The organism is Variovorax paradoxus (assembly GCF_030811855.1).
GTDB classification, from domain to species: domain Bacteria; phylum Pseudomonadota; class Gammaproteobacteria; order Burkholderiales; family Burkholderiaceae_C; genus Variovorax; species Variovorax paradoxus_L.
Window position 1 is genome coordinate 265,625 of the sequence record NZ_JAUSRN010000001.1, and the last position, 21,467, is coordinate 287,091.

Below are 21,467 nucleotides of genomic sequence, written 5' to 3' on the forward strand. Positions count from 1 at the left end.
TTCTCAAAACCAAGGGAAATCCCCCAATAGCAAACGTTTGCGCAAACGTTTTCCTTCCCTAAGATCGCGCTTTGCCGAGCCGTTTCATTCCGAGGAGTCCGCATGCTGAAGTCCATCCACCCCCTGCTCAACGCCGACGTGCTGTACGCCTTGCGTGCCATGGGCCATGGCGACGAACTGGTGCTGTGCGATGCCAACTTTCCGGCCGATTCGGTCGCGCGCCAGACCACGCTCGGACGGCTGCTGCGCATTGATGGGGTGGGCACCACCGAGGCGGCGCGCGCCATCCTGTCGGTGCTGCCGCTCGACAACGCCGTGGACGATCCGGCGCGCCGGATGGAAATCATGGGACAGCCGAACGAAATTCCCCCGGTGCAGCAGGAAATGCAGCGCGAGATCGACGCCGCCGAGGGGCGCGTGCGTCCGCTAGGCTCGATCGAACGCTTCGCCTTCTACGAAGCCGCGCGCCGCGCCTACTGCGTGATCGCCACCGGCGAGCGCCGCTTCTACGGCTGCTTCATCTTCAAAAAGGGCGTGCTCGCGCCGCAGGACTGACTCCATGACCGTCGTCACTTCCAGGCAGCACGGCGTGGCCGTGCTCGGCATCTTCGTCGCCGACCTCGCATTCCGCGCGGCCAACCTTCCGGGCGTGGGCCAGACCATCGCCGGCTCGGGCTTCGCGATGGGCCCGGGCGGCAAGGGATCGAACCAGGCCGTGGCGGCCGCGCGCGCGGGTGCCGGGGTAACGTTCATCTCGAAGCTGGGGCAGGACGCCTTCGGCAACGACGCGCTCGCCCTGTGGTCACGCGAAGGCATCACGCCGCGCGCACCGCAGGTGACGGCGCAACCGACCGGTGCGGCATTCATCTACGTCCATGAAGTCACCGGTGACAACGCCATCATCGTCGTGCCAGGCGCCGCCGCGCTGATCGATGCGGCCGACGTGGATGCGGCCGCTGATGCGATCCGCAGCGCGCGCGTGTTCGTCACTCAGCTCGAGCAGCCTGCCGCCGCCGCGCGGCGCGGGCTGGAGATCGCGCGCAAGGCCGGCACCGTCACCGTCTTCAACCCCGCGCCCGCCCTGCCCTTCGACGATGCGCTCTACGCGCTGTGCGACTACATCACGCCCAACGAGCACGAGGCCGCCGCCTTGAGCGGCATGCCCGTCGAAACCATCGAGGACGCGCGCCGCGCGGGCGACTTCTTCCTGGCTAAAGGCGTGGGCTGCGCGCTCATCACGCTCGGCGACAAGGGCGCCCTGCTGCACAGCGCCAACGGTTCCGAGCACATTCCGGTGTTCCGCGCCGGCGCGGTGAAGGAGACCGCCGGCGCGGGCGACGCCTTCAATGGCGGCTTTGCGGCCGCGCTGGCCGAAGGCGCCACCGCCCTCGAGGCAGCGCGCTTCGGCGCGGCGGTGGCGGCCATCTCGGTGACGCGTGCCGGCACGGCGCCCTCGATGCCCACGCGCGCCGAAGTCGACGCGTTGCTGGCCCGCGCCGCCTGACAGGACTCTCTTCATGAAGCTTAAGTTCTCAGACCGCGAACTCAACTTCCTGGTCGGCATCAACGTCCTCATCCTCGTGGTGGCGACGGTGCTCTCCAAGGGCGACTTCCTGGACGTCTACAACTTCCAGTCCATGGGCGGCCAGTTGCCCGAACTCGGCCTCCTGGCCATGGGCGTGGCGCTGTCGATGATCTCTGGCAACGGCGGCATCGACCTGTCGGGCGTGGCGCTGGCCAACCTCGCGGGCGTGGCGGCCGCCACGCTCGCACCGCAGCTGGCCTCGCCCGACGTGTCGCCCTGGCTCTATACCGGCTGGTTCGCCGCCATCGCGCTGGCGACAGGCCTGGCCGGCGGGCTGCTCAACGGCATGCTCATCGCGAAGGCAGGCCTCACGCCGATCCTCTGCACGCTGGGCACGCAACTGCTCTACACCGGCCTGGCCGTGGTGCTCACGGGGGGCTCCAGCTTGCGCGTGGGCAATGCCGAGGCGCTCTCGGCCATCGGCAACGAGATGGTGCTGGGCGTGCCGATTCCGTTCGTGATCTTCTTCGTGATGCTGCTGGCCGTCGGCTGGCTGCTTCGGCAGAGCCCCTTCGGCATCCGCCTGTTCCTGCTCGGCACCAACGCCAAGGCGGCGCGCTACGCCGGCATCTCGCAGGCCCGCATGCTGATCGCGACCTATGCGCTGTGCGGATTCCTCGCGGCCGTAGCGGGCGTGATCATCGCCGCGCGCACCGCGAGCGTGAAGTCGGACTACGGCAACTCCTACCTGCTGATCGCCATTCTCATCACGGTGATGGCGGGTGTGCGGCCGCAAGGCGGCTACGGACGCATGGTGTGCCTGTTCTTCTCGGCGATGGCGCTGCAGCTGCTGTCGAGCACCTTCAACCTGCTGGGCATTTCCAACTTCTTCCGCGACTGCGCCTGGGGCCTGCTGCTGCTGTTCTTCCTGGCGTATGGGCGCTTCGGCCTGCAGGACCTGCGCGTCTTTCTTTCCACCACGCGCACGAGCGCACCGTCGCACCAGCTCCCTCCTGGCGCGGCGCAAAGAAATTCCGAGGGCTAGGAGACAAAAGAAATGCTGAAGAAAACCAAGATCGCCTGCACCGTGCTCGCACTCACCGCCGTGGCCTTCGCCTCGGCACTGCATGCGCAGGGCAAGCCGCAAGACATCGTCACCGTGGTCAAGATCACGGGTATCAGCTGGTTCAACCGCATGGAAGTGGGCGTGAAGGAGTTCGGCGCGAGCACGCCCGGCGTGGCCACGCGCCAGATCGGCCCGGCGCAGTCGGACGCCGCGCAGCAGCAACGCCTGGTGGAAGACCTGGTGGCCAAGAAGGTCGACGCCATTGCCGTCGTCTCGATGGATCCGCCCACCCTCGAGCCGGTGCTCAAGCGCGCGATGGAGCGCGGCATCAAGGTCGTGACGCACGAGGCGGACAACCAGAAGAACACCATGGTCGACATCGAGGCCTTCGACAACACGGCCTACGGCGCGCGCATCAACGAGCGCCTGGCGGCCTGCATGGGCCAGCAGGGCAAGTGGACCTCGCTGGTCGGGTCGCTGGGCAGCCAGTCGCAGGTGCAGTGGGCCGACGGCGGCGCCTCGAACGCGAAAAAGTACCCCAAGATGGCGCTGGTCGACGCCAAGAACGAATCGCTCAACGACGCCGAGAAGGCCTACGGCAAGGCCAAGGAAATGCTGCGCAAGCACCCCGACCTGAAGGGCTTCCAGGGCTCGTCGTCGCTCGACGTGCTGGGCATCGGCCGCGCCGTGGAAGAAGCCGGTCTGCAGGGCAAGGTCTGCGTCTTCGGCACCGGGCTGCCGAGCGAGGCGGCCAAGTTCCTCGAGTCGGGCGCGGTCGGCGGCATCGCCTTCTGGGATCCGAAGGACGCCGGCCTCGTCATGAACAAGGCGGCCAAGATGCTGATCGACGGCAAGACCATCACCGACGGCGCCGACATGGGCGTGCCGGGCTACAACAAGGTCTCGGTCAAGAAGGGCCCGGGCGTCGGCGTCATCGTCACGGGCCAGGCCTGGGTCGAGGTCGACAAGCAGAACTACAAGAAGTACGCCTTCTGAGCCTGCGAACCATGACGCTTGCAGCGCCCATCACGCACGCTCCGGCCGCGCCGGCGGGGCGCCGCGTCTTTCTCGAAGTGCAGGACGTGCACAAGCGCTTCGCGGGCGTGCACGCGCTGCGCGGCATCGACCTGACGATCGAGGCCGGCGAGATCTACCACCTGCTCGGCGAGAACGGTTGTGGCAAGAGCACGCTGATCAAGATCATCTCGGGCGCGCAGCCGCCGAGCCAGGGCCGCATCGTGATCGACGGCTCGCCGCACGATGCGCTGTCGCCGCTGAAGGCGCTCACGCTGGGCATCGAGACGGTCTACCAGGACCTGTCCCTGTTGCCCAACATGAGCGTGGCCGAAAACGTGGCACTCAGCGAGCAGTTGGTGACCACCGGCGGCAAGCTGGCGCGCCGCTTCGACCGCAAGGCGGTGGCGGCCACGGCCGTGCGCGCGCTGGAGACGGTGAGGCTGCCGACCGACGCTGCCTTCCTGGCGCGCCGTGTCGACGAGCTGCCCATTGCCACGCGCCAGCTGGTGGCCATCGCCCGGGCCGTGGCCACGCGCGCACGCATGGTCATCATGGACGAACCCACCACCTCCCTCACACAGAAAGAAGTCGACAACCTCGTGCACGTGGTCGAGGCCCTGCGCGCGCAGGGAGTGGCGGTGCTGTTTGTGAGCCACAAGCTGGACGAATGCATGGCCATGGGCGGCCAGGCCATCGTGTTCCGCGACGGCACCAAGGTCGCGCAGGGGCCGATCAAGGATTTCACCAAGACCGAGCTCTCGCACTGGATGACCGGCAAGCAGCTCGACGGCGCACGCTATCGCCACCGCTCGCACGACGGCGACGCGCTGCTGAAGGTCGAGGCGCTGGGCCGCGGCACGCAGTTCAGCGACGTGGGCTTCACGCTGCACAAAGGGGAGATCCTCGGCATCACCGGGCTGCTCGACTCGGGGCGCAACGAGCTCGCGATGGCGCTCGCGGGCGTGCAGGCGGCGGACCGTGGCCGCATCTCGCTCGCCGCGAAGGAGATCACGCTGAAGACGCCGGCCGACGGCATTCGCCAGGGCATCGGCTATGTGCCCGAAGACCGGCTCAGCGAAGGCCTTTTTCTCGACAAGCCGATCCGCGACAACATCGTCACGGCCGTGCTCAGCCGCCTGCGCGGCCGCTTCGGCGCGCTCGATGCGCGCCAGTGCCAGGCGCTGGCCGAACGCACGGTGACCGACCTGCAGATCGCCACGCCTGACGTGGACCGGCCAGTGCAGTCGCTCTCGGGCGGCAACCAGCAGCGCGTGCTGATTGGCCGCTGGCTCGCCATCGATCCGCGCGTGCTGATCCTGCACGGCCCGACGGTGGGCGTGGACGTGGGCTCGAAAGACACCATCTACCGCATCGTGCAGCGGCTGGCCGAGCAGGGCCTGGGCGTGATCCTGGTCAGCGACGACCTGCAGGAGCTGCTGCAGAACTGCGACCGCATCCTGCTGATGCGCAAGGGCCGCATCGCCCACGACTTCGATGCGCAAGGGCTGGCCGAAAGCGAGCTGTACCGCGCGCTGGTTTCCGACACCTCCTCTCCCGCATTCTCATGACCGCTTCCACCATGCAAGCGCACACCGCCGCCGTGCCCGTGGCCCCCAAGCCCCGCACGCGCACGTCCTGGCGCCACTGGCTCGCACAGCGCCCCTCGGTCTTCACGCTGGCGTTGATCGTGCTCGTGAGCCTGGTGGTGGGCGCGATCAACCCCAGCTTCTTCCAGCTGCCGGTGCTGTTCGACATCGTGCGCGCCTGCACGGTGCTTGGCCTGTTCGCGCTCGGCGTGCTGATCGTGCTGGCGGCCGGCGGCATCGACGTTTCGTTTGCGGCCATTGCCGCACTCACGATGTACAGCATCACCAAGCTCGTGCTGAACTACTTTCCGGAGGCGCCGATTGCGCTGCTGCTGGTGGCGGGAGCGGTGAGCGGTGCCCTGCTCGGCGTGCTCAACGGCCTGCTCGTGCACTGGCTCAAGGCGCCTTCGCTGATCGTGACCATCGGCACGCAGTACCTGTACCGCGGCATTCTTCTGACCTTCGTCGGCACCGTGTTCTTCATGAACGTGCCGCTGCCGATGGACGCCTTCGGCAAGCTCGCGCTCTGGCGCTTCGATACGCCGCAGGGCCTGCATGCGGTGCTGCCGGCGACCGTGCTGGTGCTGGCCGGCGCCGCGGTGCTGACCTGGTGGCTGCTGAACCGCACGCTGATGGGCCGCGCGGTGTACGCCATCGGCGGCAGCCTGGCGATCGCGGAGCGGCTGGGCTACAACCTGCGCACCGTTCACGTCTTCGTCTTCGCCTACGCGGGCTTCCTGTCAGGGCTTGCGGGCATCGTGCACGTGTCAAGCACGCGCTTGGCGAATCCCTTCGACCTGGTGGGCAACGAACTGGACGTGATCGCCGCCGTGATCCTCGGCGGCGCGCGCATCACCGGCGGCAGCGGGACCGTGGGCGGCACGCTGCTGGGCGTGGTGCTGGTCACGCTGATCAACAACGTGCTGATTCTGGCGGGCGTGCCAAGCACCTGGCAGAAGGTCATCATCGGTGCCTTCATCCTGGTGGCGGGAGCTTGCTTCGCGATGCGCAAACGGGCATAGGGCCTCCGCGGCATCCACGCCACATGGCGCAGGCTTGAAGCCGGTGATCCTCACGATCTGCGTTTCGCACCGGTTTGCCGCCCTGGCTCCGTCTCGACAAATCCGTGCACGCAACACCGTGGATGTCTAGAACTCGCACGAAGAATCTTTCCAGGATTCATCAGTTATCGGGTGCTACAGTGGATCGATGAGAGACGCATTTCCCAGGCGGCTGCATGCCAGTGATCTGAGGGAGCTCGCAACGCAAGGGGAGCTCGGCGGCACGGGCGAGGATTGCGCTTGCCGGCTTCGACATGCGAGGGGCTGGGAAAGCATGCCGGAGGAGCGCTGGCCCTCGCAACTCATGGAACTCCAAGGCACGTTGCGCGACCCATCGATCGAGGAGCCGACCTTCGAGGAATTCCATCCAGCCGGAACGCGCTACGAATCTCCCGGGGCGCCGATCGCGATCGACTTCTTTCCTTTCAACCGGTGTGACGTGTATCGCTGCACGGCCTGCGGCCTGCTGGTGCTTCGCTACACGGAATATGGCGGTTACTACGTCGACCACCGCGTACGTCGTGTCGAGGCTTCGTTGATAGTCGATACAGTCTAGGCGGCGAGGCCTGCGAGATGCAAACGGCTCGTTAACGCGCAAGAAAACGCCCCTCGCGTCGCTAGCCAGGGTCATCCCCTCCGATCGCCAGGCAATAAAGGTCACGCTGGATCGAACTTGTAGCCCTTCTCCTACGGCACACCATCAAAACAGGACACCGTAAGGTCATTAAAGAGCGTACGGTCGGGAGACGTTCACAGTCCTCTCGCAATCGCGCGGCAGCTCGAAGTCGTAACACAGGAGCCCCGTCGCAATGTCCCTACCGCACTCTCTCACTCACTCTCAGGTCGATTTCATCGGCCGCGATGTCGAAGCGCTGGCCTCGCACATGCGCCACTGCGCACGTGCGCAGGGGCGATGGTTCTCGATGCGAAGCCACATGCAGCGGGTGCGCGCACTCGCGGCGGGGCGGATCGTCACGATGGCCTGCTTTGCGGTCGCTTTCGCTATCAGTCTGCTCTTCGTTTGAAAGTGGCAGACCCAGAACCGAACCGGACTGCAATTTCCCGCCGGACCGAGCAAACAGGCACCAACCGCCTCAGATTCAAGACGAAGGCGGCGCGATGAGCGCCGCCTTCGTCGTTAATCGACTCGCGGATCTCAGCCCTTACGCGCGCGCACTGCTGTTAGCTCCGCACGATCCGGTGGCGCTGCCGATCCGTGCCGAACTCTTCGGAGCCCAGCGCTTCGAGCAGCACGGCCACAGCCTGGCCCGGGCCCAAGTGGTCGAACTCGATCCTCGCCGGGCGCGCGAAGGAGCACCTTTTTTTCCGCGCGTGGACGAGAACCTCCAATCGCTGCGCAACGCGTTCGACTACATCGCGCTGGTCTCGCAGAGCGGACGCTATGTGTCGCCGGCGGCCGAATGGCTGCTCGACAACTTCCACCTCGTGGAAGCACAGCTCCAACAGATCGATGAGGGCGTGCCGCGCAGCTACTATGCGCGCCTGCCCAAGCTCGCCACGCCGCCCCTCGCGGGCCTGCCACGCGTCTACGGCATCGCCTGGGCCTATGTGGCCCATACCGACAGCGTGCTCAACGAGTCGCTGTTCACTGCTTTCCTCAACGCCTACCAAGACATCGACGAGCTCACGCTCGGCGAACTCTGGGCGATGCCCACCACCTTGCGCGTGGTGCTGCTCGAAAATCTGCGCCGCGTGGCCGAAAACATTGCTGAGAACAAGGTTGCGCGCGAAATCGCGCATGCCGTCTGGGACGCGGCCCCGCATGTCTCGACGCAAGATCTCGACGCGCTATATCGCGCATTGCAGAGCCACAACCTGCAAGACGCCTACCTCACGCAGCTCTGGCAGCGCCTGCCGGTGGAGTACGGCGAGAGCATGCCCGCGCTGGTCCGGTGGACTGAGCAGCACTGCCCCAACGGGCCCGCGCTGATCGCCGAGACGCAGAACGCGCAGGCCGCGGCCAACCTCACCGTCGGCAACATCATCACCACGCTGCGCATGATCGGCCAGGTCGAGTGGAGCGACCGGATCGAACCCATCAGTCGGTCGCTGCGCGTGCTGCGCATGCTTCCAAGCTTCGCGGACGAAAGCGAGCTTACGCGCCAGCAGATCACGCACGCCATGGAGCGGGTCGCGCGCGACAGCGGCCGATCCGAGCGCGAGGTGGCAGAGGCCGTGGTGCAACTGACGGCGACTGCGTCGGCCGACGATGCCGGACGCCACGTCGGCCGCGATGACCGAGCCGACGGCACCGCCGGCTACTACCTGTTCGGCCGGGGGCGTGCCGCGCTGATTACGGCGCTCCAATCCGACGCGGCGGCGGGCCGCGCCGGCCGCCCTGCAAGGGTGCGCCCGTGGCGCAGCCATGGCTGGCGCCTACCTGTTTATGTGCTTTCCATCGTGCTGGGCACCGTGGGGCTTCTCGCGGCCGTGGCGCACGGGCTGCCTCGCCCTCGCGACTGGGCCACGCTCACCGCGATGGCGCTGCTCGCATGGCCGCTCTCCGAGGCATTGATCGCCTTGGCGCAGCGCATCATGGCGGAGTCGGTGCGTGTGCAGGCGTTGCCTCGTCTCGATTTCGCGGCCGGCATACCCGAACGGCACCGCGCCCTGGTCGTCATTCCCACGATGCTCAGCTCGACAGGGAACAACGCGCAGCTGACCCATCGGCTCGAACTGCACTGGCTCGCCAACCGCGAGGCGCACGCCCAGTTCGCGCTGCTGACCGACTGGGCCGACGCGCCGCAGGTATCGGCGCCCGACGACGCACCACTGCTCGAGGATGCCATTCGGCGCATCGCCGAACTCAACGCGAAATATCCCGCGCCCGAGGGCACGGTTTCACGCTTTCTGCTGCTGCACCGCCCGCGCAGCTGGAGCGGCACCGAAGAGCGCTGGATGGGCTGGGAGCGCAAGCGCGGCAAGCTCGAAATGCTGATGCGCCTCTTGGCGACCGGGGACGCCAGCGGCTTTCTGCCACTCGCGCCGGGCCAGCAACTGGCTCCGGGGCCAACGCCTTATGTGCTGACGCTCGACAGTGACACCGGCCTGCCGCCGGGCGCATTGCGCGACCTGGTGTCGATTGCCGCGCACCCGCTCAATGCGCCCGAAATCGATGCCCGATCCCGGCGCGTGGTCGCCGGCTTCGGCATCCTCCAACCGCGCATCGTGACGCCGTTTCCGGTGCGCAGCGAACGCTCGTTCTTCCACTGGATGTTCGCCGGCCAGTGCGGGCTCGACCCCTACGGCAGCGGCGCATCTGATATCTACCAGGACGTGTTCGGCAGCGGCTCCTTCACCGGCAAGGGCCTGCTGAATGTGCGCGCTGTGCACGCCGCCCTCGACAGCCGTCTGCCCGATGGCGCGGTGCTGAGCCACGACCTGCTCGAAGGCACGGTGGCGCGCTGCGCCATGGTGAGCGACGTCGTGCTGATCGAAGACCACCCGCACCACTCCGGCGTGGCCGCCTCGCGCGTGCACCGCTGGGTGCGCGGCGACTGGCAGTTGCTGCCGCTGTTATGGCGCGCCGGGCACTTCGGCATCGACGCGCTCGGCCTGTGGAAGATGGGCGACAACCTGCGCCGCTCGCTGGTCGTGCCCGCCTCTTTTGCGCTGCTGGTGCTCGTCATCTTCACGCAGGCCATGCCGCTTGGATGGGCCCTGGCCGCGGTTGCATCAGCGCTCACGCTCGGGCCGCTGCTCGGCGCCCTGGCCGGGCTGGTGCCGACACGCCGCGCCATCGAGTTGCGCCACTTCTTCGACGTAGGCGCGGTTGAGCTGCTGCGAGCCACGGCCGGTGCGGCCTGGCAGTTCGTGCAACTGGCGGCGCAGACCCGCATGCTGCTCGACGCAATGTTCCTTGCAACATGGCGGCTGACCGTCAGCCGCAGGCATTTGCTCCAATGGACCACGACAGCGCAGGCGCAGGCACAGTCGAGTCAGCAATTGCCGCCCTTCCTTCGCAATGCGGCGGTCAGCAGCGTCTTTTGCCTGGCACTGGCCGTCGTGGCGGCGCGATGGAGCGCCTATCCCGTGGGCGGACCGTTGCTGTTCATCGTCTGGGCGCTGGCGCCGTTCGCGGCCTGGTGGAGCAGCCGCGTCGACGCTCAGGTGCCTGATCCGCTGAGCACCGAACAGCGCAGCTACCTCGAGAAGTTGGCACACGACACCTGGCGCTTCTTCGAGCTCGTGGTCGGCCCGGAAGACAACCACCTGCCGCCCGACAACCTGCAGCTCGAGCCACAACCGACCATTGCCCACCGCACCTCGCCTACCAACGTCGGCATGTACCTGCTGGCCGCCTGTTGCGCGCGCGAGTTCGGCTGGATCGACACTGCGGCGCTGCTCGCACGCCTCACCGCCACGCTCGACACCGTCGACCGCATGCCCAAGCACAAGGGCCATCTCTTCAACTGGTACGACACGCAGACGCTGCAGGCGCTGCCGCCGGCTTACGTGTCCAGTGTGGACAGCGGCAACTTCGCGGGCCACCTGGTGGCCGTGGCCCAGGCCTGCCGCACCTTCGCAGCGGAAGGTTGCCAAAGCCATGAAGAACCCGCGCTGCATATGCTGGCACGACGCTGCGATGCGCTGCACACCGGCATGGATTTCAGCGGCCTCTACGACACGAAGCGGCACTTGTTCCACATCGGCCTGCGCGTCGAGGAGAACGTGCTCGACGCGAGCTATTACGATCTGCTGGCCTCCGAGTCGCGGTTGCTGAGTTTCCTGGCCATTGCCAAGGGCGATGTGCCGCGCCGCCACTGGATGGCGCTGGGCCGCCCGTTCCTGCTGATGGGTTTTCAGCCCGGCCTGAAGTCCTGGTCCGGCTCGATGTTCGAGTACCTGATGCCTGCGCTCGTGATGTCCGAGCCGGACGACGGCCTGCTGCAGGTGGCCAACACGGCGGCCATCGCCGAGCAGCAGGCGTTCGGGCGTTTGCTGAACCTGCCATGGGGCGTTTCGGAGTCGGCCTACTTTGCGCATGACCATTCGCTGGCCTACCAGTACTCGCCCTTTGGGGTGCCGCGCCTCGCACTGCGCCGCACGCCTCCCACCGACCGTGTGGTGGCGCCGTATGCGAGTGTCATGGCCGCCGTGCTTGCACCTGTTGCGGCGGTGGTCAACCTGGAGCTGCTCGAATCGCTCGGCGCGCGCGGCGAGTTCGGTTTCCACGACGCGGTCGACTTCACCACCTCGCGCCAAGCCGCGGGCCAGGCCCTTACCGTGGTGCGCAACTTCATGGCACATCATCAGGGCATGTCGCTCGTGGCGCTGTGCAACGTCCTGCGCGCCGAAGCGCCGCGCCGCTGGTTCGGCAGCGCCGCGCTTGTGCAGGCGCACGAGTCGCTGCTGCACGAACGTACGCCGCGACACATCATCGGCAGCGCCGACCCGCGCACACCGCCCGAGCCCAGCATGACCGAATTGGCGCCGCTGTTCCAGCTGCGCGCGGTGGATCCGACGGGCCCGGGCTTCCACCCTACGCACCTGCTGTCGAACGGGCGCTACACCGTGTCTCTGCGCGCCAATGGTGCGGGTGTCAGCCGCTGGCGCGCGTTCAACGTGACCCGCTGGCGAGACGATCCCCTGCGCGACAGCCATGGCACTTTCTTCTACCTGCGCGATACTGGGAAAGATGGAGGCCGGCACGAACTCGTCTCGCTCACCGCGCTGCCCGCGCCCGGTGCAGGCTGGAGCTACCGCACCCGCTTTCTTGCCGAGCAAGTGCAGTTCGATGCGGCCGGTGATGGGTTGCAGGTGCGCACCACAGTGCTGATCAGCCCCGAAGACGACACCGAGTTGCGCAACATAACGCTGCAAAACACCGGCGAAGAAACCCGCACGCTCGAGCTCGTCTCCTACTTCGAGCCGGTGCTGTCGAACCCCAAGGCCGACGAGGCGCATCCGGCCTTTGCCAACCTGTTCGTCGAATCGCGCTGGGAACCCGCATGGCGCGCGCTGCTGATGACGCGCAAGCCGCGACTGCACGGCGACCCGGCGGTAGCGGCCGTGCACTTTCTCGCCTCGGTCGACGCGCATGTACTTTCTGTGGACTGCATGACCGATCGGCGCGCCTTCATCGGCCGCAACCGCTCGCTCGCGAGCCCCGCGCTCGATGCGCAGCCGCTCGCGGCCGACGGTACGCCGGTTAACGGGCTCGACCCCATCGCCTGCCTGCGCGTGCGCCTGTCAATTGGGCCAGGGGCTACCGCCCGCCTGTGCTTCGCGACCGCCGCCGACGAAAACATCCAAGCGCTGATGCCCAGGATCGACCGCTATCTCGAGCCGATGCATGTCGAGCGCGCCATGCGCATGGCTGCCACGCTGGCGCAGGTGCGGCTGCGCGACCTGAGCATTGCGCCCGCACAGACCTTCGCGCTGCAAGACCTGACGACCATCCTCACCTACACCACGGCGCGCCCCATGAGGGACCGCGGACTGGTCGACCTCCGACAGCTCTGGCGCTTCGGCATTTCGGGTGACAAGCCCATCGTGCTGGTCGCCATCCACTCGATGGACGGCATGGGGCTCATCAACGCCCTGCTGCGTGCGCAGCCCTGGTGGGGCTTCGGTGGAGTGGCCTGCGACCTGGTGGTGCTCAACAGCGAGCCGAACTCCTACCTCATGCCGCTGCAGCGCGAGATCGAGACTCTTCGCCTGCGCGTTGCGCACCAGACCCAGAACAGTTTTCCGCGCAACGACACGGCGGGTTTCTACCTTCTGCGCGACCACGAAGTGGCGCCTTCGGAGAAGGCCGCGCTCTCGAAGCTGGCACGCGTGGTGTTTACCGCCGACGGCCGTTCGCTCGAAATGCAAGTGGCCGCGTTGCACGAAGCGCGCGGTGTTGCGGCGTCCGACGGCTCGGAGACGCCAGCGGCGTTGTCACGTGTCGCGTTGCTGGCGCGGCCCGGACAGGCTCTCTGCGCTGAATCGCCGGTGGGAAGTTTCGATGCCGAGAGCGGTGAGTTCCGCTTCGAGGTCGACGCGGACCACCGTACGCCACGCCCGTGGATCAACGTGATCGCCAATGCCAACTTCGGCTTCCAGGTGTCTGAATGGGGCACCGGCTTCACTTGGGCCGGCAACAGCCGCATGCACCAGGTCACGCCATGGTCGAACGACCCGGTGCAGGACCCGGCCTTCGAGCACTACCTGCTGCAAGATCTCACCACGCGTCACCTGCTGCCGCTCACGCCGGCCGGCCAGGGCGCCGAGCATGAACGTCAAGTGCGTCACCGGGTGCGCCACGGCCAGGGCTACACGGTCTTCGAATGCCGTCAAGGGAACTTGGCACTCGAGACCACCTTTTTCGCGGACCGCAGCGACAACGTCAAGGTGGTGCACATTCGCGTGCACAACGAAGGCTCTGGCCAACGCCGGCTGCGCGCGCTCGGCATGGTCGAGTGGCAACTTGGCGCCGCACGCGGCGAACGGCGGACCGTTCATTGCTGGAAGCCCGACGACCAGCCCGCGGTGTTCGGTCAGCAGCGTGAATCGAGCACCGGCTTCGGCGGCAGCACGGCGTTCCTGCTGTTGGCAGGGGCTCCGAATGCCGCTCAGTGGACCTGCGATCGGAACGAGTTCTTCGGGGGCCGCGGCATCGTCGAAGTGCCCGACACGTTGGCGCGGCGCGCAGGCAGCGGCCTCGACGCCTGCGCGGCCATCGCAGGCGACTTCGTCATCGATGCGGGCCAGGTGGCGGAGTTCAGCTTCGTGCTCGGCCATGCCGGCAAAGCCGATGCGGCGCTGGAGCTCGCAGCCCGCTGGCGACAGCGCGACGTGCCCGAAGCCCTGGCGCAGGTGCGCGGCTTCTGGGACGAGCTGCTGGGCCGCCTGCAGGTGAGCACGCCCGATCCGCTGTTCAACGTCATGGTCAACCGCTGGCTCGTCTACCAGACGCTGGTCTGCCGGCTCTGGTCGAAAGCTGGCTTCTACCAGGCCGGGGGCGCCTTCGGATTTCGCGACCAGCTGCAGGACGCGATGGCCTTTGCGCTCACTGATCCGTCACGGCTGCGCGAACAGATCCTGATCAATGCGGCGCGCCAGTTCCCCGAAGGCGACGTGCAGCACTGGTGGCACATGCCCGGCGGCGCGGGTGTCCGCACGCGTTTTTCGGATGACCTGCTGTGGCTTCCTTTTGCGATCGCGCACTATGTCGAGGTGAGCGGCGATGCGGCGCTGCTTGATCTCGTGGTGGGCTTCATCGAGGGCCCCGCGATCCCCGACGTTGTCGAAGACGCTTACTACACGCCGCAACACAGCGGCCGAGTGGCCACGGTGTTCGAGCACGGCGCGCTGGCCATCGATCGGAGCCTGGCGACAGGCGTGCACGGCCTGCCGCTGATGGGCACGGGCGACTGGAACGACGGCATGAACCGCGTCGGCCATGAGGGCCGTGGCGAATCGGTCTGGCTTGCATGGTTCCTGTGCAGCGTGGTCGAAAAGTTCGCGCCGCTCGCGCAGGCGCGAGGCGAACACGAACGCGCCGCACGCTGGAACGAGGCCCGGCACGGCTGGATCGCCGCGCTGCATGACGCCGGCTGGGACGGCGCCTGGTTCCGCCGCGCCTTCTTCGACAACGGCGCGCCGATCGGTTCGTCGGCCAACGAAGAGTGCCGCATCGACCTGATAGCGCAGGCCTGGTCGGTGCTGTCGGGCGCCTCGGACGACGCGCACACCAGCCCGGCAATGGCTGCCATCAAGGAGCACCTGCACGACGACCCAGCCGGCCTGCTGCGCCTGCTGACGCCGCCCTTCGCCCGCTCGACCAACAACCCGGGCTACATCCAGGCCTACCCGCCGGGCGTGCGTGAGAACGGCGGGCAGTATTCGCATGGCGCGGTGTGGGCGCTGATGGCGCAGGCACTCACGGGCGACAGCCAGGCGGCGTGGCAGAGCTTCGAAGGCCTGAGCCCGGCGCACCGCGCTGCGCATCCCGAGCGCGGGCCCGCCTACGAACTGGAACCCTACGTGATGGCGGGAGATATCTACAGCGCAGCGCCGTATGTAGGGCGTGGCGGCTGGAGCTGGTACACCGGCTCAGCCGCATGGCTGCACCGCGCCGCGGTTGAAACTCTGCTGGGGCTGTCCGTAAAGGGACGCATGCTATCGCTGACGCCGCGCGTGCCCCCGCACTGGCCGGGCTTCGAGCTTGCGTTGCGACTTGGCAAGCAACGGCTGGTGCTGCAGTGGCGCCCTGCCGAAGAGTCGAACGCGCCCACGCATCAACTGATGGCGGGCGAATGGCTCGATTGGCACTCACTGCCTCCCGACGCGATCGTGCGGGTCTTGGCGTAGCCTGCGTTTCGCCGGCTCGCAGGGACTTCTTGACGATGAACAACACCCCCGGAACCCTCGTTGGACGAGGGAATTTTGAAACTCATCTGCTGGAGTAAACCCTGGCAAGCTTCCTAGCGCCTTCTTCCCCAAGGTAGCTGCGGAGACCTCCAAGGTCGATCACTTCGACGCCGCCATGCTCCACCCGCAGCAAGCCCGCGCGTTCGAGCTCATGCAGCGCCCTGTTGGCACGCTGGCGAGAGACGGCCGATAGGAGCCCGATCTCATCCTGGCTCAGGCGCACGAAGCTGCTCGCCTTCGGGTAAAGAATCGGATCGAACAGACTGGCCAGGCAGCGTGCGACACGCGCGTCGGGGCCCAGCAAGCGGTCGAACTCCATGAGTCCGATGAACAGGCTCAGGCGAGCGTTGATGTGCGACAGCAGGAACCGATTGAAACCGAGGTTCGTCGACACCAGGCGCTCGAAGGTGTGGCGCGGCACGCAGGCCACGCGCGTCGGGCGCATGGCGACGCCGTCATAACGCCACGGGCCAGGATTCAGCAGCGAGCCTTCGCCGGCCCAGCCGCCGGAGGTCACGCCGGTGAAAGTGGAGACGCGGCCATCGGCCTGGGAGACCGACATCTTCACGAGGCCTTCGATCACGCCGAACCAGAGATCGGCCGGCTCGCCTTGGCGCATGACGAAGCCGCCGACCGGCGCCTCGCGCTCGTGCGATTCGCGCACCACGCGGTCGAGCTCCTCGGCCGTCAGGGTCTGCGCCCACAAGCTCTCGCGGAGCATGGTCTCCATGGCCTTCGACGGCATACGTGCTTCCCCACTCGCTTGTTGGTTGCTCGCTCTCTGTGCGCGCCGGGCCTCGTGGGGAGGCCGGCGAGCACGCCCGTAAGTAATGTCTCTGAAACGACATTTTTGGCGCGGCGATCATGACATATTGACTCCTGTTCGCCACAACCAGAAGACAGGAGACAAGGATGGAACATCCGGAATCCGACGCGGGCCCCACGAGTGCACCGCATCACGATGACGAATCGCCGGGCATGCGCAGGCGCAATCTGCTGGGATACGCGGCTTCAGTGCCGCTGCTGTCGGCCGCCGCCGGACTTGGCGGGCTGGCTGCCCCGTCGTCGGCCCAGGCCGCGATACTGCCGATGACGCCACCCGACACGACCGACCAGCTCGACATCGGCGATGCAGTGACGGTCACGGCGCTACCGACCATGCCGCTGGTCAAGGTCAGCAATGTCGGGAACGGCCGCGTCCGGCTGGAGCTGCCGCGCTTCGAATCAGGCCAAGGCATCGCCACCGCCGCCGCCATGATGCTGGCGGACAAGCTCGGGCTGCCGCTGAACGCGATCGAGGTCGGCTCCGCCGACGCCAGCCCCGAGCTGTTCTACAACCAGCTCACCGGCGGCTCGTCGAGCGTGCGGTCACTGCATGCGGGCATGCCGTTGCTCGGCGGTTTGGGCGGGCAGTCCTCGGGCTCGGGGAACACGGTGGTCGGCCAGCGCGTGACGCGGCTCGACGCGCTGGACATCGTGACCGGCCGCAAGAAGTTCACGCTCGACCAAGCCGTGCCCGACGCGAAGCCGACCATGGTGTGCCGACCACCGACCATCAACGGCCAATTCGTGCGCATCAACAACACGACCGCGGTGATGGGCATGCCGGGTGTTCTGGGTCTCGCGCCGATTCCCGCCACGAACGGCATCGTGCCCACGCCGCCAGGCGTGGCGGTGATGGCCGAAACATTCGGGCAGGCCTGGGCCGCAGTAAATGCACTCGACGTGACCTGGAGCGCAAGCTCGGTCGCCGGCGAGTCCAATGCCAGCATCCAGCAGAAGCTGAAATCCGCGCTGCTGCCCTTCCTGCTGCCGCCGCTGGGCGCGCTGACGGTCGAGGGCGAGTTCGAGTTCGCGGCGGTCTCGCACTGCCCGATGGAAACGGAATGCGCCATCGCCGATGTGCGCGCCGACCGGGCCGAGATCTGGTCCGGTCTGCAGAGCCCGATCGTCACGCAGCAGGCGGTGGCGGCCGATCTGGGCTTGCCGCTGGACAAGGTCAAGGTGCATGCAGTGCCCTCGGGCGGCTCCTTCGGGCGCCGGCTGTTCTGGGACGCGACGCTGCAAGCGGTACAGATATCCAAGGCCCTGGGCCGCCCCTGCCGCCTGATGTACCACCGCACCGACGACATGCGCCACGGCCGCGTGCGCCCGCCCATGTTCCATCGGGCGCGCGCCACGATGCTGCTGGGCCAGGTCATCTCTTTCGAGCAGCGCATCGCCGGCGTGCGGCTCGATACGCGCCATGGCTTCGGCGAGATGCTGGGGGCCGCGGCCATCGCGCTGCCCAATGGCTTTCCGCAGACGGTGGGCAACTTCGCCGTCGAGCAGGCCATGTTCAAGACCATGGTCAGCTCGCCGTACAACTTCGGCGTCACCACCAAGCTGCTGACGCCGGTGGCAATGGACATCAACACCTGCTCCTACCGTTCGGTGCACATCCAGCCGTCGCGCCTGGTGGAAGAGATTCTGGTAGACGAGATGGCCCGGGCGTTGAGCAAGGACCCGGTCGCGTTCCGCCTCGAATACCTGCGCCTGCCGCGCGCACGCGCGGTGCTGAAGGCGGTGGCCGAGGCGGCGCAATGGGGCAAGGCCATGCCGGCGGGCTTTGCGCAGGGCGTGGGTGTGCACCAGGAGTCCAAGTCCTTCACGGCGTGCATCGTCGAGATCGACGCGCGGGTGCCGACCGACCTCAAGGTGACGCGCGCCACCATCGCGATCGACGTCGGCACGCCCATCAACCCCTCGGGCATCGAGGCGCAGATGCAGGGCGGCCTGTGCGAGTCGATCTCCATCGTGCTGACGGCCGGCCTGCACATCCAGAACGGCCTGCCGCTGGAAGGCAGCTACTCGCAGTACCACTTTGCGCGGATGAAGAACTACCCGAAGGACGTGAAGGTCATCATCATGCCGCCCAGCACTGGCGAGGCCATCGGCGGTCTGGGCGAAGTGGGCCTGTCGGCCAGCTCGGGCGCCATCGCCAATGCCTATGCACGCGCAACCGGCAAGAAGCCGCGAAGTTTTCCGCTGAACTTCCCCGTCGATTTCACCCCCATTCCCCCGGGCAAGCTGCCCACGCCGGTCACCGTGCCGGTCCGCACCTGAGGAGCTCCATCATGCCCGTGCAATCTTTCAAGGTGAACGGCGGCAACGTCGCCGTCGAGGCGCCTGACGATATGGCTTTGCTGTGGGTGCTGCGCGACAAGCTCGGCATCACGGGTCCGAAGTACGGCTGCGGCATCAACGTGTGCAAGGCCTGCACCTGTCATGTGGACGGCAAGGCGGTCACCGCTTGCTCGACGCGGGTGGCCGACGTGCGTGGCCGGCAGGTGACGACCATCGAAGGTCTGGCCAACGGCACCACGCTGCATCCGGTGCAGCAGGCATGGATGAACCTCGACGTGCCGCAATGCGGCTTCTGCCAACCGGGACAGATCATGGCGGCAGTCGATCTGTTGCGGCGCACCCGCAACCCCACCGACGCCGAGATCGACGCCATCGAGAACGTGTGCCGCTGCGGCACCTACGGCCGCATCCGCGAAGCTATCAAGGCAGCTGCGGCGATGATGGGTTAGCGCGTCGCCCCGGCCAAGGCCTGCGCCAGATCTTCCCGCAGATCGTCAACGCTCTCCAGGCCGATCGAGAAGCGCAGCAGATGTCCGGCATAGCTCTGCTTGCCGCTGCGGATGCTTCCCATGTCATAGGGCATGACCAGACTCATGGGACCGCCCCAGGACAGACCGATCCCGAACAATTGAAGACGGTCACAGAAGGCATCGACTTGTGCGGGGCTATGGGACTCGTCGATCAGCACCGAAAAGAGGCCGGCGGCTGCGCTGCAGTGCGTCGCCCAGTGTTCGTGCCCCGGGCATGATTCCAGAGCGGGATGCAGGACCCTGCGGATGCCGTCCTGCCCGGCCAACCATGAGGCGAGCGCCCGAGCCGTGGCGTCGTGCAGGTCGTAGCGAGCCTTGATGGACGCCAAGCCCCGCAGCACCAGTTCTGCATCGTTGGCACCCACGCCCATGCCCAGGTCCAGGTAGGCGACGCGGAGCTTGTCATGCAGCTTGTCGTCGTTGGTGATGATCGAGCCCATCAAGACATCGGCACCGCCTGAAGGGTACTTGGTCAGGGCGTGAACGCTGATGTCCACGCCCATCTCGAACGGCGCGAACGCGATGCCCGCCCCCCAGGTGTTGTCGAGTGCGACGATTGCACCGGCGTTCTTGGCCGTCGCCACCAGTGTGCGAAGGTCCGGAAATTCCATGGTGATCGATCCTGGCGCCTCGACCCAGACGAGCTTGGTACGCACGCTGAGCTTGGCCTGCAGATCGGCGACGTCCAAGGGGTCGTAGCACTGATGGGTGATGCCCATCTGCGAGAGCGTCGCGCGTGCATGGCGCAGCGAGGGCCCATAGACGTTGGTGGGCAGAAGCACCTCGTCGCCGCTCGACAGCAAGCCGAGGTTGACCAAGGCGATGGCCGCCTGCCCGCTGGGACAGAGCAGGCAGTGCCGGCCGCCTTCGAGCGTACACAGGCGCTGTTCGAGCGTGTACGTCGTCGGCGTGCCGTAGAGGCCGTAGCTGTACCCGTCGCGGTGGCCGAATGCCTTGGCACGTTCGCGCACCGTTGCCGCGTTGGGGAACAACACCGTCGACCCCTTGAACACGCCCGGGGGAACCGCCTGGTAGCCGGCCGGCGGAACGTAGGCGTGGTGAATCAGTTGGGTGCTGATGTCTTGAGACATGGCAAGAGCTTTTCTGCAGGATCAGGAGCTTCAATGTATCGGAACATGGGGCGCCGCCTGTGCCGCTCCCCTGGGCAAATCCGCACATCGGATTGCGCCGATGCGGCAAGGCGTGCTCACGTATGCATGCCGGCTAGCCGCGCGGCTGCGCATCCGCGGGGCCGTTGAGCCAGTCTTGCTTGGACTCGAAGAGCCGATGAAGATATTCAGTGACAGCGCGGATGCGGGCCGAGTATTGGAGGTCGTGATGCACGCTCACCCAGAGCGTTCGCGTCACCCTCGCCGTGTCGGCAAGCACCGGCAGCAGCGTGTCCTCCTTCACCACGGAGAACTTGGGGAGCAGCACCAGGCCGAGCCCGGATGCTGCGGCGGCCATCTGCGCCAGCATGCTGTTGGACTGGAAGTTCATCGAGGGCCTTGCGACCAGCTCATCGAGCCAGCGGACAGCGTCGAGCTGGATCAGGTCGTCCAGGTATCCCACGAACTGGTGCTTGGGCAGGTCGGCCAGACTTGCGGGCACTCCGTGGTTCTCAAGGTAACTCGGCGAGCCATACAGGTACAGCGCGAACGAGCCCGCCGTCTCGCACGCCAATCCCTGGCCGATCGGTTTGAAAAAGCTGACGAAAACGTCGGCTTCCCTGCGGCTCACGTTGACGATGGAGGAAGACGTCACCAGTTCCACCCGAAGCTTGGGGTGCTTGCGCAGCAGCGACTCGAGATGGCGAGCCACGAAGGTGGTGCCGATCCCTTCCATCATGGCAATACGCACGCTGCCTGAAGGCTCCCTGTCGGTTCCGCCGAGTTCCTCTTGCAGCGATAGGACTGCTCGCTCCATGTTCTCGGCCTGGAGGGCGAGAACATGCGCCAGCTCGGTGGGTTTGAGTCCGGCGCGGTGGCGTTCGAAAAGCGGGCCGCCCAGGCACAGCTCCAACTGCGAGAGCCGGCGGCTGACCGTCGAATGATCGATGTGAAGCTGCCTGGCTGCCTGGGAAAGACTGCCCGTACGGTTGATATGCAGGAACAGGCGCACATCGTCCCAATCGAGGTTGGCGAGGGGTACCTTCTTGGTCGTCATGCGGCCTTC

The 21,467-nt window shown here is 66.8% G+C and carries 14 protein-coding genes; 11 read left to right on the forward strand and 3 right to left on the reverse strand.

The annotated features are described in order from the left end of the window. The first annotated feature begins 102 nt into the window (after positions 1–102). The 9 genes from J2X92_RS01490 (at position 103) to J2X92_RS01530 (ending at position 15,576) form a co-directional block, all read left to right on the forward strand. Positions 103–555 (forward strand): RbsD/FucU family protein, encoded by a 453-nt coding sequence (locus tag J2X92_RS01490; RefSeq protein WP_307572816.1) that lies wholly within the window; start codon positions 103–105, stop codon positions 553–555. A gap of 4 nt (positions 556–559) precedes the next feature. Continuing rightward, on the forward strand, positions 560–1,504 hold the full coding sequence (rbsK, locus tag J2X92_RS01495) for a ribokinase (RefSeq protein ID WP_307572817.1): 945 nt from the start codon (positions 560–562) through the stop codon (positions 1,502–1,504). Between the two features lie 13 nt (positions 1,505–1,517). Beyond that, on the forward strand, positions 1,518–2,570 hold the full coding sequence (locus tag J2X92_RS01500; protein ID WP_307572819.1) for an ABC transporter permease: 1,053 nt from the start codon (positions 1,518–1,520) through the stop codon (positions 2,568–2,570). A 12-nt stretch (positions 2,571–2,582) separates the two neighbouring features. Then, positions 2,583–3,587 (forward strand): substrate-binding domain-containing protein, encoded by a 1,005-nt coding sequence (locus tag J2X92_RS01505; protein WP_307572820.1) that lies wholly within the window; start codon positions 2,583–2,585, stop codon positions 3,585–3,587. A gap of 11 nt (positions 3,588–3,598) precedes the next feature. Continuing rightward, positions 3,599–5,176 carry a sugar ABC transporter ATP-binding protein gene (locus J2X92_RS01510; protein ID WP_307572822.1) on the forward strand — a complete coding sequence of 526 codons (1,578 nt, stop codon included), beginning with the start codon at positions 3,599–3,601 and terminating at the stop codon, positions 5,174–5,176. Further along, entirely contained in the window at positions 5,173–6,216 is a 1,044-nt protein-coding gene (locus J2X92_RS01515) for an ABC transporter permease (RefSeq protein WP_307572824.1), read from the forward strand. Before J2X92_RS01510 ends, J2X92_RS01515 begins: the two co-directional genes overlap by 4 nt. A 343-nt stretch (positions 6,217–6,559) precedes the next feature. Next, a complete protein-coding gene (locus J2X92_RS01520; protein WP_307572826.1) occupies positions 6,560–6,811 on the forward strand; it encodes a hypothetical protein in 252 nt (83 codons plus the stop codon). Positions 6,812–7,064: 253 nt separating this feature from the next. After that, positions 7,065–7,280 carry a hypothetical protein gene (locus J2X92_RS01525; protein ID WP_307572827.1) on the forward strand — a complete coding sequence of 72 codons (216 nt, stop codon included), beginning with the start codon at positions 7,065–7,067 and terminating at the stop codon, positions 7,278–7,280. A gap of 94 nt (positions 7,281–7,374) precedes the next feature. After that, positions 7,375–15,576, forward strand: coding sequence for a GH36-type glycosyl hydrolase domain-containing protein (locus J2X92_RS01530; protein WP_307572829.1), 8,202 nt, complete (start codon positions 7,375–7,377; stop codon positions 15,574–15,576). 82 nt (positions 15,577–15,658) lie between these two features. Here the strand turns inward: J2X92_RS01530 and J2X92_RS01535 are convergent, their stop codons facing one another. After that, complete coding sequence (locus J2X92_RS01535) at positions 15,659–16,381, reverse strand: Crp/Fnr family transcriptional regulator (protein WP_307572830.1); 723 nt, start codon at positions 16,379–16,381, stop codon at positions 15,659–15,661. 167 nt (positions 16,382–16,548) lie between these two features. Between J2X92_RS01535 and J2X92_RS01540 the strand changes: the two genes are divergently transcribed. Continuing rightward, on the forward strand, positions 16,549–18,741 hold the full coding sequence (locus J2X92_RS01540; protein ID WP_307572832.1) for a xanthine dehydrogenase family protein molybdopterin-binding subunit: 2,193 nt from the start codon (positions 16,549–16,551) through the stop codon (positions 18,739–18,741). 11 nt (positions 18,742–18,752) lie between these two features. After that, the gene (locus J2X92_RS01545; RefSeq protein WP_307572833.1) at positions 18,753–19,211 is read left to right on the forward strand and encodes a (2Fe-2S)-binding protein; all 459 of its coding nucleotides are present in this window, start codon (positions 18,753–18,755) and stop codon (positions 19,209–19,211) included. Here the strand turns inward: J2X92_RS01545 and J2X92_RS01550 are convergent. Beyond that, positions 19,208–20,383 carry a PLP-dependent transferase gene (locus J2X92_RS01550; protein ID WP_307572835.1) on the reverse strand — a complete coding sequence of 392 codons (1,176 nt, stop codon included), beginning with the start codon at positions 20,381–20,383 and terminating at the stop codon, positions 19,208–19,210. The genes J2X92_RS01545 and J2X92_RS01550 overlap by 4 nt on opposite strands. 133 nt (positions 20,384–20,516) lie before the next feature. Further along, the gene (locus J2X92_RS01555; protein WP_307572836.1) at positions 20,517–21,458 is read right to left on the reverse strand and encodes a LysR family transcriptional regulator; all 942 of its coding nucleotides are present in this window, start codon (positions 21,456–21,458) and stop codon (positions 20,517–20,519) included. Between the last annotated feature and the right edge of the window lie 9 nt (positions 21,459–21,467).

Coding starts and splice junctions, on each gene's coding strand:
- J2X92_RS01540 (WP_307572832.1), top strand. CDS start 16,549: ATGGAACATCCGGAATCCGACGCGGGCCCCACGAGTGCACCGCATCAC.
- J2X92_RS01490 (WP_307572816.1), top strand. CDS start 103: ATGCTGAAGTCCATCCACCCCCTGCTCAACGCCGACGTGCTGTACGCC.
- J2X92_RS01510 (WP_307572822.1), top strand. CDS start 3,599: ATGACGCTTGCAGCGCCCATCACGCACGCTCCGGCCGCGCCGGCGGGG.
- J2X92_RS01520 (WP_307572826.1), top strand. CDS start 6,560: ATGGAACTCCAAGGCACGTTGCGCGACCCATCGATCGAGGAGCCGACC.
- J2X92_RS01505 (WP_307572820.1), top strand. CDS start 2,583: ATGCTGAAGAAAACCAAGATCGCCTGCACCGTGCTCGCACTCACCGCC.
- J2X92_RS01555 (WP_307572836.1), bottom strand. CDS start 21,458: ATGACGACCAAGAAGGTACCCCTCGCCAACCTCGATTGGGACGATGTG.
- J2X92_RS01525 (WP_307572827.1), top strand. CDS start 7,065: ATGTCCCTACCGCACTCTCTCACTCACTCTCAGGTCGATTTCATCGGC.
- J2X92_RS01535 (WP_307572830.1), bottom strand. CDS start 16,381: ATGCCGTCGAAGGCCATGGAGACCATGCTCCGCGAGAGCTTGTGGGCG.
- J2X92_RS01550 (WP_307572835.1), bottom strand. CDS start 20,383: ATGTCTCAAGACATCAGCACCCAACTGATTCACCACGCCTACGTTCCG.
- J2X92_RS01500 (WP_307572819.1), top strand. CDS start 1,518: ATGAAGCTTAAGTTCTCAGACCGCGAACTCAACTTCCTGGTCGGCATC.
- J2X92_RS01545 (WP_307572833.1), top strand. CDS start 18,753: ATGCCCGTGCAATCTTTCAAGGTGAACGGCGGCAACGTCGCCGTCGAG.
- J2X92_RS01515 (WP_307572824.1), top strand. CDS start 5,173: ATGACCGCTTCCACCATGCAAGCGCACACCGCCGCCGTGCCCGTGGCC.
- J2X92_RS01530 (WP_307572829.1), top strand. CDS start 7,375: ATGAGCGCCGCCTTCGTCGTTAATCGACTCGCGGATCTCAGCCCTTAC.
- rbsK (WP_307572817.1), top strand. CDS start 560: ATGACCGTCGTCACTTCCAGGCAGCACGGCGTGGCCGTGCTCGGCATC.